Source organism: Vibrio sp. SCSIO 43132 (assembly GCF_019904195.1).
In the GTDB taxonomy this organism is placed as follows: Bacteria; Pseudomonadota; Gammaproteobacteria; order Enterobacterales; family Vibrionaceae; genus Vibrio; species Vibrio nigripulchritudo.
In genome coordinates this window covers 848,784-865,121 of record NZ_CP063199.1, presented here as the reverse complement: position 1 = coordinate 865,121, position 16,338 = coordinate 848,784, and the positions used below count along the sequence as shown (strand labels likewise).

10 protein-coding genes and 3 riboswitches are annotated in these 16,338 nt (G+C 47.4%); of the genes, 6 read left to right on the top strand and 4 right to left on the bottom strand.

The genetic code is table 11. The features are described from left to right. Window positions 1-381 precede the first annotated feature (381 nt). Window positions 382-474, top strand: a riboswitch (cyclic di-GMP riboswitch). 55 nt (window positions 475-529) lie between these two features. The 4 genes from INR79_RS03895 (at window position 530) to INR79_RS03880 (ending at window position 8,469) form a co-directional block, all read left to right on the top strand. Next, complete coding sequence (locus INR79_RS03895) at window positions 530-2,032, top strand: hypothetical protein (protein ID WP_223096082.1); 1,503 nt, start codon at window positions 530-532, stop codon at window positions 2,030-2,032. A gap of 196 nt (window positions 2,033-2,228) precedes the next feature. Continuing rightward, a riboswitch (cyclic di-GMP riboswitch) is annotated at window positions 2,229-2,325 on the top strand. 38 nt (window positions 2,326-2,363) lie between these two features. Then, window positions 2,364-3,878 (top strand): hypothetical protein, encoded by a 1,515-nt coding sequence (locus INR79_RS03890; RefSeq protein ID WP_004407052.1) that lies wholly within the window; start codon window positions 2,364-2,366, stop codon window positions 3,876-3,878. Between the two features lie 168 nt (window positions 3,879-4,046). Continuing rightward, window positions 4,047-4,212: riboswitch (cyclic di-GMP riboswitch) on the top strand. A 32-nt stretch (window positions 4,213-4,244) separates the two neighbouring features. Continuing rightward, the gene (locus tag INR79_RS03885; RefSeq protein ID WP_223096080.1) at window positions 4,245-5,723 is read left to right on the top strand and encodes a hypothetical protein; all 1,479 of its coding nucleotides are present in this window, start codon (window positions 4,245-4,247) and stop codon (window positions 5,721-5,723) included. Between the two features lie 421 nt (window positions 5,724-6,144). Next, window positions 6,145-8,469 carry an Ig-like domain-containing protein gene (locus INR79_RS03880; protein ID WP_223096079.1) on the top strand — a complete coding sequence of 775 codons (2,325 nt, stop codon included), beginning with the start codon at window positions 6,145-6,147 and terminating at the stop codon, window positions 8,467-8,469. Window positions 8,470-8,556: 87 nt separating this feature from the next. Here INR79_RS03880 and radA read toward each other — a convergent pair whose 3' ends face one another. Further along, entirely contained in the window at window positions 8,557-9,936 is a 1,380-nt protein-coding gene (radA, locus tag INR79_RS03875) for a DNA repair protein RadA (protein WP_022549805.1), read from the bottom strand. A 138-nt stretch (window positions 9,937-10,074) separates the two neighbouring features. Between radA and INR79_RS03870 the strand changes: the two genes are divergently transcribed. Continuing rightward, window positions 10,075-12,417 (top strand): PilZ domain-containing protein, encoded by a 2,343-nt coding sequence (locus INR79_RS03870; protein WP_022549804.1) that lies wholly within the window; start codon window positions 10,075-10,077, stop codon window positions 12,415-12,417. 75 nt (window positions 12,418-12,492) lie between these two features. Here INR79_RS03870 and serB read toward each other — a convergent pair whose 3' ends face one another. Continuing rightward, complete coding sequence (gene serB / locus INR79_RS03865) at window positions 12,493-13,452, bottom strand: phosphoserine phosphatase (protein WP_004407060.1); 960 nt, start codon at window positions 13,450-13,452, stop codon at window positions 12,493-12,495. A gap of 107 nt (window positions 13,453-13,559) precedes the next feature. Here serB and INR79_RS03860 point away from each other — a divergent pair, with 107 nt between their 5' ends. Then, window positions 13,560-14,177, top strand: coding sequence for a YtjB family periplasmic protein (locus INR79_RS03860; RefSeq protein ID WP_004407062.1), 618 nt, complete (start codon window positions 13,560-13,562; stop codon window positions 14,175-14,177). Between the two features lie 63 nt (window positions 14,178-14,240). Here INR79_RS03860 and deoD read toward each other — a convergent pair whose 3' ends face one another. After that, window positions 14,241-14,957: a purine-nucleoside phosphorylase gene (gene deoD / locus INR79_RS03855; protein WP_004407064.1), complete on the bottom strand. Its 717-nt coding sequence runs from the start codon at window positions 14,955-14,957 to the stop codon at window positions 14,241-14,243. Between the two features lie 155 nt (window positions 14,958-15,112). Next, window positions 15,113-16,333 carry a phosphopentomutase gene (locus tag INR79_RS03850; protein ID WP_223096078.1) on the bottom strand — a complete coding sequence of 407 codons (1,221 nt, stop codon included), beginning with the start codon at window positions 16,331-16,333 and terminating at the stop codon, window positions 15,113-15,115. Window positions 16,334-16,338: the final 5 nt, after the last annotated feature.

The following is a 16,338-nucleotide window of genomic DNA, read 5'->3' as shown; positions in this document are numbered from 1 at the left end:
AATAACTCATTTCAAGTTACTTCAAGTTAGAATATTCAGCGAATTATTCTGCTCAATTTACGGTCTTTATATGAATCAAGAACGCGAAAACCGACCATTCCTTGGCAGCAGATCACAAAAAATGGGCACTTTTTGACCATTAAACGGAATCTTAGTTCAAGAAAAGTATGTAATGCTTGCAATGACTTCATAGTTGATACCGCCGATATTTCCCCCAATATTTATCAAGGAAATTAGATAGATATATATGACACTTTTATTACCTAGTTAATACTTCGTAGTAAAGTACCAAAAAACCATCCTATTGGACTGAGTGCGAACTCATCAATTAACACTTTTATCATGTAGGAGATCTTGTCTGGTTAGCTTATTTTTTGCTCAACGCTCAAAAGGCAAACTTGCTTAAAAGCAGGGACGCAAAATGACAGTGCCACTGATTTTTGGAGAGGATTATTGGCAGGCTGCATTACAAGAGCAGATGTTGAAGCAAATCAACACCACTAAAATAAACAGACAAGGAACGAGCGTGATGACTAGACGAGTTCTTTTTACAGCCACTACGCTGGCTTTAACTACAGTATCTGCATTTGCAGTATCCGGGGAAACGTACACTCAAAACTTTAGCGGCTTCGCTGATCAAACAGATCGTGGTTCTTGGGGTACTATCACATTTACACCAGGTGAGCCTAGCCTCACTCCTTCAGATAAAGCGGCTTACACCAATGCCAGCGACGAACTTCTGTTTGAAGTGCGTTGGACCTGGAACACCATGCGTCGAATGCTTGGTAAGCCTGCATTTAACAAATTAAGAAAAGAAATTGGCGTTCAGAAGCTTCGCAAACTTATTGATGAGCAGTGTGAAGCACGAGTAGAAGTTGGTACTCAGCGTACTTACAACTATGGCGCCCCTTCCGTTGGTGGTTACGTAGCAGAGATGGATTCTGACATTTATCACTGTAATCGCAACAATCCAAAAATTACCGTAAATGGCGTTGTTTACCCACTTTCATATCCGCAGAAATCTTCAACTGTGAATATGCGCACTTTTGTACCAACAACTCCGGGTTCCAAATACACATTGACCATCAAATACCACAAGCGTAACTACAACTACAGTCGCTTTGGTATCAACGCAAACCAAGCTTATCGCAACATGAACGTCTGGGTTCGTGGTGCGCTGGAAGAAGCTTCGTTGGAAGGTTTTGGTGATATTGCGTTTACTGGGCAACGTGTCCGCTTACCTGCTAACCCAGCAGTCAGTGATGCAAACCAAGAAGACGGATTTAATGTTGCAACCATCAGCTTTACGGCTAACCGCTTCTACACGCCTGTTGCTCTGGCAGACAGCGGTCACCCAGATTCCTACGGTCTTCTGATTAACGAAATCCAGACCGAGGTTACCGAAGAAAATCCGTTCAAAGAAACATGTGAACTTTTCTTCCCACCAAACAGTGGCGGTTTGAAAAAGTGCCTGACTTCTGGTGGCGAAGAAACGCCTAGTATCCTGAGCTGTAATCTTGAAATTGATGAAACACTTGGCAACTTCAAGGTCAACAGAGAAGGTTACCGAATCGAAAGTGAGCCATGGCGTTACGATCCAAACAACCTGTTCCACGCGAAAAACTACTACAGTGTTGGCAAGGCCGGAATCTCAACCTTGAGATTGGCGAACAATGGTCAATTTTCTGGCTGTCCTATTTACGGCAAGACACTAAAATTAGAAGAGTTCACAGGCAATAACTGGGATTACGAGCGTTACGCGGAACAAGGATGGGTTCAGGTAAGACTGGCGTGTCTCGATGAGAACAATCTACGCGTGGCACGTTGGGAAACGCTTGAGACGGATCACCCTGATAACCTGCTTATCACGGCTAAGAAAATCGATAAAGTGTTTAACGACGACAACTATCAATCTTGCTTGCTCCGTGCTATCCGCTTTGTGGACAGAACTCACACCATTCCAGAAGACCAACCTGGATATGACGCAAACAGCGACGGCTACGAAATTCGTAACGTCCGCATCGAAGATTAGAAGTCTTAGGGTCTGAGTACCTTAGGTTGAACTGCATAACTCAATCTCCTCCAACCCCGGAGTTATGCAGTTCCTTTTCCTGATGTATATACCTCTTTGTTATACATGAGCGCTCTCTTATATAAGATATGAGTAGCATATTTGAGAATGCTGACGATCGTGCATTTTTTCTGAACGAAGATCATGTATTCTACCGCAACTCTTAGGGCAAACCCATTGAGAAGTGGGGGCGCAAAATGACAGTACCTAGTTTAACTTTAGGACGTTCAATTTAGGTAGGCTGCATTGCTGAGTGTTTTTACCGAGACAAAAACACAAAGGATTTAGAGTAATGAAACTGAAATTTTTAGTTGCAGGTTTAGTCACACTAGCAACCGCACAGGCTCAGGCATTTGTTCCAGCCTCTGTTATCGACAACAATCAATTACAACCTGAAGAATACGTTCAAGACTTCAAAAGCTATTCAAATCAGGTAGGTCACTACTGGGCGACTGTCGACCTTTCTCCAAACCAAACTCTCTCGCCAAGTAACAAAGCGGCGTATACAACAAGCAGTCAAAAAATCTTGTTCGAAGTTCGTTGGACTTGGAACACATTAAGAAAGATGCTTGGTGCCAGCCAGTTTGATGAGCTACGTAACAGCATTGGTGTTGATGAGATCCGCCGCTTGGTGGACAACGTTTGTGAAGCTCGCGCAGAAGTGGGCAAGCACAAAACATACAACTTCGGCAGCCCGCTTCCATGGTGGGAGCAGAAGAAACACTACCTGACTGAGCTAGACTCAGACACTTACCATTGTAAGAAACACAACCCAGCGATTTACGTTGGTGGTAAACGTTACGGATTGTCTTACCCACAAAACAATGCGTCTACTGTTAACCTGCGTACTTTCATTCCAACAACACCTGGGTCTGAGTACGAAGTAGAAATCCGTTACACAAAACGTAACTACCACAACAACGCAAGCAATGTATACCGTGACCTGGCTGTATGGGTTCGTGGTGACATTCTTTCTGCGAAACTGGATGGTGGTTCAAACGCCAGCTTTGATGGTCATCGTGTTAGCTTGCCAGCCGCTCCGTCTGCACATCGCGACAGCCACGGTTTCTACGTTGCACGCATCAAATTCAAAGCGGATCGTTTCCACACTGCCGTTGCTCTAGCGGATAAAGGTCTGCCTGATTCTTACGGTATTCTGGTGAACAAAGTACGTACTCACGTAACAAAAGTGAACCCGAACAAAGAACAGTGTGAACTGCTGTTCCCAGCTGGCAGCCCAGAGTTGCTTAACTGTCTGAACGGTGGTGAGCCTGCGCCAGAAGAAATCAGCTGTAACCTTGAAGTGGATGAGTCACTAGGCAACGTTGTGGTTGATAATGCTGGTTTCCGTCTGACTGCTGAACCTTGGCGTTACGACCCTGCCAACATTCTTCATCATAAGAATTTCTACGGTGTTGGTCGTGAAGGTATCATCACATTCAAGCTAGCGAATAACGGTAAGTTTGCAGGTTGTCCGATCAAAGACAAGCGTCTGACTCTGGATGAGTACACAGCAAACAACTGGGATTACGAGCGTTACGCTGAGCAAGGTCTGATCAAAGTGAAACTGTCTTGTGTTGAGAATGGTATCCGCGCAAGCCGTTGGGAAGTGGTTGAAACCGAACTGGAAAACAACTACCTGATCACTAACAAGAAGATCGACAAACTGTTTAACGACTCAGCTTACGACAACTGTCTGCTGACAGAAGTACGCTTTGTTGACCGTACTCACCTGATTCCTTCATCTCAGGCGGGATACGATGCAAACAGCGACGGTTTCGACATTCGTGCAATGAAGATCAACTAATCCTGTTTTAAAAAACAACTGCCTAAAGCGCCACTGGAATTCCAGTGGCGTTTTTTATTGGGTCTTACCTAAGCGACGACATATTTCTTATTAAGGAGAACGACTCTACGACTTTAAGACACCGAGTATATTAGCGATTTTTCTGATTTTAGGTGCGCTAACCTGACTTCGCTCTAAGGGCAAACTGGCTGTAAAGTCAGGGCGCAAAATGACAGTGCCTGATGGCAGTGGTCGCTGAGTTTAAGTCATTCAGCTGTGTTGATTTTTCACAATAAGTCGCGTTAACGCTCAATGGAAACATCAACAGTCCAATCAGGCAGGCTGCATTGCTGAGTGTTTTCAGTTTGAAACACAAGGAATAGAGTCATGATAAAAAAAACATTGGTCAGCTTAGGATTGGTCTCTTCCGTCTTAGCTTTACCAGTCACCGCAGATACATTAGATAAATACACCCAGCTGTTTAATACCTACCATAACCAGCTAGAGCACGGAACCTGGGGACTGGTCGACTTCACGCCATCGGGTCCTCAGCTTACGCCCGATAACCCTGCTGCATACACATCGGGTCGGACATTGTTGTTTGAACCACGCTGGACAAAGCGCACCATGCGCCATGTGCTTGGTCAGTCGGAATACCAGTATCTGGAAAGCACCATCGGGGAAGAAGAGGTACGCAGAAGGATAAACAATCACTGTGAAGCTCAGCTAGAAGTAGGAAGATCGAAAACCTATGGTCAGCAATACAAAGGCGGCGGCTTTCTGGCAGAGCTGGATTCAGACACCAGTCACTGCCCTCAAAACCGTAGGCTCAACGTAGGTGGCACCTACTACCCTCTGGACTTCAGCAACAACCAATCTGCGGTGAACATCCGCACCTTTGTGCCAACCGTACCGGGGGCAAAATATCGTCTGGTGTTCAAATACCAACGCCGCGCTTATACGCCGACTTCTCAGGCTAACAATTATCACCGAGATCTGGTCACTCACCTTAACGCAGACATCACCAGTGCTAAAGTCAATGATCACGGTGGTGTCGGAGTAAGTGGTCACCGTTTGCAATTCCCTATTCAGCTTAACGATTCCAACCTGATAAAAGGCTTCAACAAAGCCGTGGTTCATTTCACCGCAGATCGTTTTTACACACCGCTGGTCTTTCGTGACAAAGGGTTGCCAGACTCTTATGGCATGCTGCTAAAAGACGTCAAAGTGTTCCTGACAGAGCAAAACCCAAACAAACAACAGTGTGAGCTTCTCTACCCGCCGGGCAGCGCAGCTTTGCAAGATTGTCTGAATGGAGGCTCTACAGGTGTACCTTCAGAGATCAGTTGTAACCTGAACATTGATTCTCAATTGGGCAACTTTGTGGTTAATGAAGCGGGTGAGCGCATTGCCAGCGAACCTTGGCGTTATGACCCACAGAATGTTCTCAGCACTTCGGATTTCTATTCCGTAGGGAAAGGGGGCGTATCAACATTCAATATGTCGAACAACGGTCAGCTATCGGCTTGCCCTATATACAATAAACGCGTCAGATTGGAAGAATTTACCTCGAATAACTGGGACTACGAACGTTATGCCGAGCAAGGTTACGTGCACGCGAAACTCAACTGCTTAGCAGCCAACGGGACTCGTGAAACTAGCTGGGTAACGCTGGGCACTGAGCGGACCGACAATCTTCTGATCACTCAGGGCAAAATTGACCAGACGTTCAATGATGCTAAATATCAGAGTTGTTTTCTGCTTGCCTTCCAGTTTGAAGACCGCACACACATCATTCCGACCACTCAAGCTGGATACGATGAAAACAGCGACGGCTACGACATTCGTGCACTGACGCTCAACTAATTCAATCGGGAAAAACGCAAAGCAAACGCCACTGGATAACCAGTGGCGTTTTTTATTGGGTCTTACCTAAGCGACGTGAAATTTCTTATTAAGGAGAACCATTCCACGACTTTGAGACACGATGCATATTAGCGATTTTTATAAATTCAGGTGCGCTACTCTGATTTCGCTCTAAGAGCAAATTAACTGTGTTAGTGAATGATTCCAAAACCTATCGAGTGTGTGTATTCGCTGGCTTGCTTCGCGCGAAAGAAATCAATGCTAACACGACATTTCACAATCAACCTTTTTAAAAACTTAACTTAAGCAGTCCCAAGTTACACCGTTAGAAATTTGTTTATTAGCTACCCGCATAATCATGAACTCTCCCTTTGTAAGGCTTGATTGCCAGCCATTGGGAATTCAGAACAGGACTAGGATTATGGATATTTTTTCTATTGCACTCGGTTTACAGGTGCTTCACAAAGATTATGAAGTGAATGGTGTTCATATTGCGCCCGCACATCAGGGAGTAGAGGTGCAAGAGCTTATTCACATGTCGAGCTTAGCAGGAAGCGACGTGCTTCGTATTCCTCTGGATCTGACTTGGACGACACCAACTGGCGTGCCCCAATGGGTATTGGATCGGATAGAAGTTTATCTGCAGCAAGCGCAAAGCCGGGGAATCAAGGTGATTTTACAACCTGGGCAAACTCCCGTTGACCTGATTCGTAATGGAGGAACCAACGCTGATGCCCCGAACGTAAATAACATTCCCGAACTGGCGAACCGGTATGCCATCTATGTGAACGAAGTTTACCAAAACCTGCCGCAATACCGGGACACCATCGCTGGCTGGGAAGTCGGCAATGAACCCAACATGGGCTTTCAGGCGGAGGATGGTGGGTATGTTGTGACCGATAGTAATACACACAGATACTATGCCGTTTCACTGGCAAATGCCGCCCATTACGCCAATTACTTAGCTTACACTGCCAAAGCCATTGATGCGCTGCAACTTGGCTATGAGGTGAATGTAATAGGAGGAGGCATTGCCCACAACGACGTCCCCTACCTCAATACATACCTCAGTACACTTTCACAAAAACTTACCGAATTGGGGACGAGCGTAGACGGCATTTCTATCCACCCCTATACAACCTACATTCGCACTTTTACCAGCCCGGAATCTGGTCGCCCGACCGTATGGGTTGATGTTCCCGAGGCAGGTGCTCACGTCGCAAGCTGGGATTATCACTACAGTTTTCAGGGGGCTCTTTATAATGTGCAACGCATTATGCTGGAAAACGGGTTCGATCAGACCGACCTCTGGATAACCGAATTCGGTGTGCCCTCTTATCTGGGTTACAGGAATGCCGGTCCCGATGGCGAACTTGACCAGGCACGTTGGTTTGCAGAGGCATTTGGCGTGCTCGATAGCTGGGGGAACGAGCATCTGAAGGGTGTGATTGCTCACCATGTGCTGGATAGCCACACGTTTGAATACAATGCCCAGTTCAGCGCTTACGACAGCAATAAACCGAATGGCGATGTGAATCATGCAGAGAAATCATTTGGGCTGTTCCACAAGAAAAACGGCTCCTTCACTTCCAAGCCCGCAGGGTGGCTGATGGACTATATCTCCAACAATCGGACTTTCTACTACCACAACATCATTAGTGAGCGTGATAAAAGCGTGTTAGACGCCTCTCACTGGGGATCATACAGCGGAATCTTTAGCGGTTTTGTCATGCTGACTCATGATGGAAACGACACCGTCACGGGCTCCAACCATGATGACAGTATTTTTGGAGGCAGTGGTAATGATGTGATTTCCGGATTGAACGGGAACGATCGACTTTACGGTGGCTCCGGAGATGACGACATTCGTGGCGGAGGCGGTGCGAATGACATATACGGAAATGATGGTAACGACGAAATTCGAACCAGTCAGGGGCGGGTTGATGGAGGACGAGGCTTCGATACCTTATTTTTGTCTGCTAACCCTTCGAGCTATTCGATTACAGGTGACGCCATTGAGTTCACCATCTCGGGTTCAGGTCAGTCTATACGCGGTAGAGACGTTGAAAGAATCCAGTTTGCAAACAACTCTTTTGTCAATTTATCGAACGCCGACATCGGCAGAGGGAATGGGTTCATTTCCGCTCAGAGTGCCATTGATGCTCAGGATGATCCCAACAACAATGTGACCTACGGGCAGACCATTACTATTCCTGTATTAAACAACGATACAACCACACCAGATACGCGAATCACGCAAATCAACGGAATTGATATGCAGCCGGGATGGGCTACATGGGCAAACGGTGCCGGACTGGTTTACTTCCTGCACGACCAGACACTGGCGCTGGAAGCTTACGGCGAGGATTACAGTTTCACTTACACCATATCGGATGGGACTCAAACTGACGTTGCAACGGTCAGCGGTACCATTTACCCCGCCACTGCTCCGAACGCCGTCGATGACCCAAACCACAATGTCGCCTACGGTGCCAGAATCACTATTCCGGTTCTTGATAACGACAGTGACCCAAATGGAGACACGCTACAGATTACGCAAATAAATGGGATTGATATGCAGCCCGGCTGGCAGACATGGGCTAATGGTGCTGGATTGGTTTACGTTCGACACGACCATAAGTTGGAGCTGGAAGCGTACGGTGAAAATTACAGCTTCACCTACACAGTTTCTGATGGCACGGAAACTGATGTCGCGACAGTCAGCGGAACGATAAGCTCGCAGTAAATCGACAACTACATCAGTCGATTGCCTAAGATTAGTCGTAGACCAAAACAAATACGGGATTTCGTTATTAGAAATCCCGTTCATTCCCTATAGCTCGTCGAAAGCTTCGATGGCTTCTGAGAGCTTTTGGACACCATGTATCTGCATGCCCTTTATGCCCCCTTTTGGCATGTTTGCGGCAGGGACAATCGCTTTGGTGAATCCATGCTTAAAGGCTTCCATTAATCGCTCCTGACCACTTGGCACAGGGCGAATTTCCCCTGCCAGACCGACTTCCCCAAACACCACCACATCTTTTGGCAACGGGCGATCACGGAAGCTGGACAACAGCGCCATAAGCAACGCTAAGTCCGCACTGGTCTCTGTTACTTTTACGCCGCCCACCACATTCACAAAAACATCCTGATCGGCCATTTGCAAACCGCCATGTTTGTGTAAAACCGCCAAAAGCAAAGATAAACGGTTCTGCTCCAAACCCACTGCTACGCGTCGAGGGTTGGCAAGTTGGGAATAATCCACCAGCGCCTGAATTTCGACGAGTAGTGGTCGGGTCCCTTCCCACACCACCATCACTGAGCTGCCCGAGGTTTCTTCTTCACCGCGAGAAAGGAAAATCGCTGAAGGGTTGCTGACTTCTTTCAGCCCCTGCCCTGTCATCGCAAATACCCCCAGCTCATTCACCGCGCCAAAACGGTTTTTGTGGCTGCGCAAAGTACGGAAACGACTGTCTGTACCACCGTCCAGCAGCACCGAACAGTCGATAATGTGTTCCAGAACTTTAGGTCCCGCGAGCGTGCCATCTTTAGTTACGTGACCAACAATGAACACCGCGACGTTGTTTTGTTTAGCGTAGCGGGTCAGCGCGGTTGCGGATTCACGAACCTGAGCCACGCTGCCCGGCGAAGACTGTACGTCTGCAACGTGCATAACCTGAATAGAGTCGATCACCATGATGCGGGGTTGTTCTTTTTCCGCAATCTGGCAGATTTTGTCGACGTTGGTTTCCGACAGCATGCTGAGGTTGTCTTTCGGTAATCCAAGGCGGGAAGCACGCATCGCCACCTGCTGCAATGACTCTTCACCGGTGACATACAAGGTCGGCATCTGACCAGACAGCAAACACATGGTTTGTAAAAGAAGTGTTGATTTACCTGCCCCTGGGTTACCACCAATCAGAATGGCGGCTCCGGGCACAACACCGCCCCCAAGAACGCGGTCTAACTCTTTGAAACCGCTACTGAACCTTGGTACTTCCTGCAGGTCAATTTCGGAAAGTTTCTGAACCTTTGATTCGGTTGCAGAACCTGCATACCCTGATAAACGTTCGTTTCGAGCTACGGTTGGCGATGCGGCAAGACGAATTTCCGAGATGGTGTTCCATGCCCCACATGCACTGCACTGCCCTTGCCAGCGGGGGAAATCTGCACCACAATCATTACATACATATGCACGTTTTGCTTTCGCCATAGAACTTGCCGTCTCTCAATTATTTACAATAAAAATTTAACATTGGGGTCATATCTCTGGGTAGAAGAGTATAATTATTTTAAAGATAACGATTCCGTCGTCGATAACCCAATTAGGACAAGTACTTTAACAGAAACAATGGAACAAGCTGAAATACTCTCGCTGGTTGAACGTCTCATACCTGTGTATCGCTCCGATGATTTTGACCTCGTTCTGTCTCAAATGACTGAGGGAGAACACCCGTCTGTCAAAATCTTAGTCAAAATGGAGATGAAACGGGTCATGGCGCCGTGCACCAAAACCATCGATCTGCGAGGGCGAGTACAGGGAGAATGCCGTGAATACAAGCTGGATGGTCTGACCCATTGGCTCGACGACGTTGCGATTAATGCCTACCACAAAAAAGTGAAGCGTTACGGTGCCTATACAGAAGGTGTCTGGGAAGCGCTGATCAATACGCGAAATAACTTCCGGGTGATGAGCAAAAATCGCCCAAACATGACCTACAGCATCACCGATCCAGACAGCCCTTACGAAGCGGAAGCGATACGTTTGGGTTACGACCTGCGACGTCAGGAAAACCGGCTACGTATGTCCAGTCAGGTCGATATTCATCTAAAATCCGGACAGGAAATACATGGGGTCAGCGTTGACCTTTCCAGCTCTGGTGCAAAATTCAAAGTCCCCAGTGCGTTTGATTACAAGCTGGGAGAAGTGATTGAAGCGCGCTTTGTACAGCTCGCCAAAGAGACCAACAACCCAGAGCTGGAAGAAGCCATTGAATACCGTATTCTGGGAGTTGACGACTGTTTCGAAAACAACAGTGTAAAATGGCTGAGGTTGATGAAGCTGACGGAAACCGACGCGATTGCCCATGCCATAGAGTTGATGCTGAAAAACAGCAGCAAACGCGCCAAACACGACAATCAGGATCACATCCTTCGCGCCCGAACGCGAGGCTACGAGCATAGCTATCTAAAGCACACCAGTAATCTTCCCCTGTTTTTCTCGGGTACCGAGCTTCGTTATTCCTTGCTCACTGATGCCAATCAGGCACTGTGGAAGTACTGGCACGATGAACGAAATCAGCAGACCTTCGGGACACTGTTCAACCGTGAAAGAATGGCGCCGCTGACGCAGCCGGGCATGAGAAGCAGCAGTAATTTTATTTACTCATTCACTCATGACCATCAGGGCAAGCATCTGTTCTACAGCATGATGCTGCCAGAAGCCTCACGTGAACAACGTCAGCTTTTCTGGCATGTAGGAGCAAGGCGCGACAGTTGGCGTGTGTTCCGTTTGCACATGTTCGAGTTATCCAAAGATGAGATTTCTCACTTGCTTGATGTGGCACCTGAGATGTCGGAAACCATCAAGACTCTGACTCACACGGGTATTTTGCAGGAAGTGAGTGACGCGCAAACCAGCCACGACTATCTGCTGACTGAGAAACCCAGCATTCCTAGCTCTGAGTTAAACCGCTTCCGCCACTCACGTCAGGTAATGGGCGCACCTAATGGCATCTATTTTGATTCCAGCTCTCGTCGCTCTGAACCCAGATTCATGTTCGACTCACCCGTAGAGTTAGCCATTGGCACTAAAGATCCCATCAAAGGTAACACCGTAGACTTTTCCAGCCGTGGCTTAAACGTAAAACTCAGTGCTCCTTTGCAAGCCAAAGCGGGCGATGAAATTTGCGTAAACTTTATCGAGCTGCAACGTTACGACAGCGATGTCCCTTTGAGTGATGTGCCTTATACAGTTATCAAACTCAGCCCGGACTGTAAAAATGTGCATCTGTCGATCATTGAAAATGCCCAGACGACACGCTGCCTTAACTTTCTGAAGCGCCTGATTAATCACAATCAAGGCAAACTGATTGAAGACAACGAGCCTATTCCGTCTTCTGAACTACTGAGCACCATGCATCATCTGTTGCTGGGTCGCATGGTGTCTGTGCCTTTCTACATTGAAAAGAAAGATCGGATTCTTCAGCCGCGCGCGATTGGAGTCAACTTCCCACTGGATGAACTCACCAAGATTTTTCAGTCCCTTGGGCATGGTGGCAAGCTCTCAATGGAGCCGATTTTTAAGAACAGAACCAACACCTTACTTGCCACACCAATGCGTCCAATCGAGGGAGCGGAACCGACCTTCTACGAGCTGTACATTGCTGTAGTTCAGAAAGGTAATCAGATAGAAGAGATTCATACCCGGTTGCTGTCCGACTTTGAGTCGATCAAAGAAAGAATACGATTTGTGAAAAAAGCCAAGTCGGTAGGCGCGTTTTACGTTATTCGCATCTCTGGAATGCCCGTGTTTGATTCGCTTACCAATCTGCTGAATGAGGAATTGAGCAGCTTGGCAAAAGCCACTATCCATCACGCAAGGGCATTGGAGAAAGAGTTTACCAGCTTGATTGGGTACGGAGAGTTTACGGACATTACGGAAGAAATACTGATCCGGTTAGAATTGACTTAAGGTTGGTCAATCTCGCAATGTATATTTATAAAAAAACGGGCTTAAAAGCCCGTTTTTTTTCAACTAATTAAGAGCTTACCAAGCGATCTTCTGTTGCTTGATGAGGCTGGCACTTAAGATACAAAGCACGCCACCTAATCCACTGTAACGAACCGCGGTTTGTGCCTGCTGTTCTACTTTAGGTTTCGCGTGGTACGCCACCCCTAAACCAGCGGCATCCATCATCACCAAATCGTTAGCACCATCGCCGACTGCAACGGTGTTTTCTGGCTCAATCTCATACTGTTCTGCCAACTGGCGCAGGATGTCCGCTTTGGTTTGAGCCGATACGATATCGCCCAAAACCTTGCCTGTCAGTTTGCCATTTACAATCTCAAGCGTATTCGACTGGGCATGGTCCAGGTTGAGCGTCTCTTTCAAGTAGTCTGAGAAGTAGGTAAACCCACCAGATGCAATTGCCGTTTTCCAACCCAATGCCTGAAGGCTAGCCACGAATTCCTGCAAGTCTGGCATCATTGGCAGTTCACTACGCACTGACTCCAGTATGCTCTCATCCGCATCTTTCAGCGCGCCAACACGCTGTCTCAGGCTTTGTTCAAAATCCAGCTCGCCTTGCATTGCACGCTCAGTCACCTCTGATACCTGCTCTCCTACACCAGCAAGTTTGGCAATTTCATCGATACATTCAATCTGAATGGCAGTTGAGTCCATATCCATCACGACTAATCCCGGCTTACTGAGGTCAGGGACATCGGTCAGGCTGGCGTAATCCAAAGAAAGCGCTTGCAGAATGGTCTCGTGTTCTTTGGTAAGTTCACCGGACATCAGTGCCACTTCGTACTGCCCCACTTTCCATGTGGCGACAACGGCATTGTAGTAACCAGTAAAAAAGTCGATATCTTCAAAATGACTTGGCGACAAATAATTGGAAAAAACAATCCAGTTTGCGCGTTGTAGGTCGATTTTTGAAGAAAAGCGCGTTTCAGGAAGACGTTTTAGCAGTGTGATGTGTTTCTTTATAGGCAGTGTTTTCATTGCGTCCGTGGCAGAGTTGTCCTGTAGTGACCGTAAACTTACCCTATTGCAATTTAGAAACGCAAGCTTATGATCAATTTAAATCTTAACCAGTGGCAGACCTTTCGATGAGCAGTTCACTATTTTCATTCCGGGCTTTTCTGCGCATTATCGCCATGATAGTGCTGGCTTTGCTGTTTTTCTCTATGGTGCAAAACAGCGTAGTGATCAGTAAAGGCAACGAAGCCATTCAGGCTCGCCAGCTAGAAACGCTGACCAATGTTCTGGTCTCTCAGGCAGCGTTATCTGCCAGCGATATGCTGGTCAATCAAGATCAGGAAAACCTTCTCAAGCTGACTCAACAGCTTTCTAAAGATCGCCTGGTATTTGATGCCACTATTTATGATGCAGAAGGCGTTAAGCTGGCCGCAAGCAGCAACGCCAAACCAGTGCGTGAGATGCTTGGTCTCGATACCCCACTGGGAACGGCTGCAATTGGTCGTCAGCAACTGGTGGAGCCCATTTACAATGATGGTGCCATGATCGGATACATGCGAATTACGTTTGAAAAAGGACGAGTGACTGCGATTTCCGACCACCACTACCGCAACAGTGATCGTTTAATGTATTTGATGATTTTGATGAGTTTTGCCAGTGGCGTGCTGATCACCATTCTGTTCAGACGCCAGCGACGCAGCCGTAAGAAGGGAGAAAACCTGCTGCTGAAAAACGTTGCGTCCCAATAGAATTTTATATTCAACAAAAAGCCCCGCTATTGATGAGCGGGGCTTTCTTTTTAGAGCAGTTTCTTACTTGTCGCCAAGCAGAACTGAATCGAGTGCGATTTCGATCATTTCGTTGAACGTGGTTGCGCGTTCTTCAGACGTAGTTTGCTCACCCGTCTTGATGTGGTCAGACACAGTACAGATAGTCAGCGCTTTTGCGCCGTACTCTGCACATACGCCGTAGATACCAGCCGCTTCCATTTCTACACCTACAATGCCGTACTTATCCATTACGTCGAACATTTCTGGATCTGGCGTGTAGAACAGCTCTGCTGAGAACAGGTTACCCACTTTTACATCGATACCACGAGCTTTCGCTGCTTCTTCTGCGTTTTTCACCATTTGGTAATCAGCAATTGCCGCAAAGTCGTGACCTTTAAAGCGGATACGGTTTACTTTGGAATCAGTGCTGGCACCCATTCCGATAACAACGTCGCGTACTTTGATGTCTTCACTTACCGCACCACAGCTACCAACTCGGATGATTTTCTTCACACCGAAATCTTTGATTAGCTCAGTCGCGTAAATAGAGCATGATGGGATACCCATGCCGTGGCCCATAACAGAGATCTTGCGACCTTTGTAGGTGCCAGTGAAGCCAAACATATTGCGAACATCGCAGACTTGCTCAACGTTTTCCAAAAAGTTCTCTGCGATGTATTTAGCGCGTAGCGGATCGCCCGGCATCAAAACAACATCTGCAAATGCACCCATTTCAGCATTAATATGTGGAGTAGCCATTGAAATAGTCCTTGTAAATAAAATTGAGGGCAATCGCCCCAGTTTGCAGGCAAATTATGGTGGATAGCGTGATTACTTCAACCTATTTTGCCCGCTCACTAAAATTAACCGCTCCAAGCCTAAACCTCTGGAGCGAAAGCCTGATGAACCCAGGGTTACAGGAAGCTTTTCCCGTAATCCATCGGAGACGTACCAAAGTAGCTCGCGACCGACTGACCGATATCGGCAAACGTTTCTCGGAACCCTAGAGAACCTGCTGGCACTTTGCTTCCGTAAACCAGAACAGGGATGTGTTCTCGGGTGTGCTCCGTACCTGGCCAGGTAGGGTCGCAGCCGTGATCGGCCGTTATTATCAGCACATCGTCTTCTTGCAGAAGGTTAATCACTTCATTGATGCGGCTGTCGAAGTATTCCAGCGCTGTCGCATAACCCGCGACGTCACGGCGATGACCGTACACAGAGTCAAAGTCGACAAAGTTGGTGAACACAATGGTGTTATCACCGGCTTGCTGAATCTGTTCCAGCGTAGCTTCAAACAGTGCCGGAATACCTGTCGCTTTCACTTTTTTGCTGATACCACAGTTAGCGTAGATATCGGCAATCTTACCTATCGACACCACTTCGCCCTGTCTTTCATCAACCAGCTTTTGCAATACCGTTGGTGACGGCGGCTCTACAGACAGATCTCGACGATTCCCCGTACGCTCAAACTGCCCTTTGCCTGCCCCAACAAACGGTCGTGCGATAACACGTCCGATGTTGTAGTCTTCCATCTCTTCACGGGCGATTTGGCACAGTTCCAGCAAACGCTCTAAACCAAACGTTTCTTCATGACAGGCGATCTGAAACACAGAGTCAGCAGAGGTGTAGAAGATAGGCTTGCCCGTCTTCATATGTTCTTCGCCTAAGTCGTCCAGAACCTGAGTTCCGGACGCATGGCAGTTACCTAGAAAACCGTCGATTCCCGCTCGCTCAAGAATGCGATCCGTCAGTTCTTTCGGGAAGCTGTTTTCTTTGTCAGAAAAATAGCCCCAGTCAAACATCACAGGAACGCCTGCGATTTCCCAGTGCCCAGAAGGCGTGTCTTTGCCCGACGACAATTCAGCTGCATGAGCGTATGCCCCAACAACATCACTTTCCGACTCAAGGCCCGGTGCAAATGCACCAGTGGACTCTTTGTGCGCCAGAGCTAAGCCCAACTTCGATAAGTTAGGCAGAAACAAAGGTCCGTTTCGTTCAGAGGTATCAGCTAACCCTTTGGCACACTGCTCGGCGATGTGACCCAGAGTATCTGAACCTGCATCACCAAACTTGTCAGCATCCACAGTCGCGCCAATACCGAATGAATCTAAAACTAAAATAAATGCTCTTTTCATTGCTT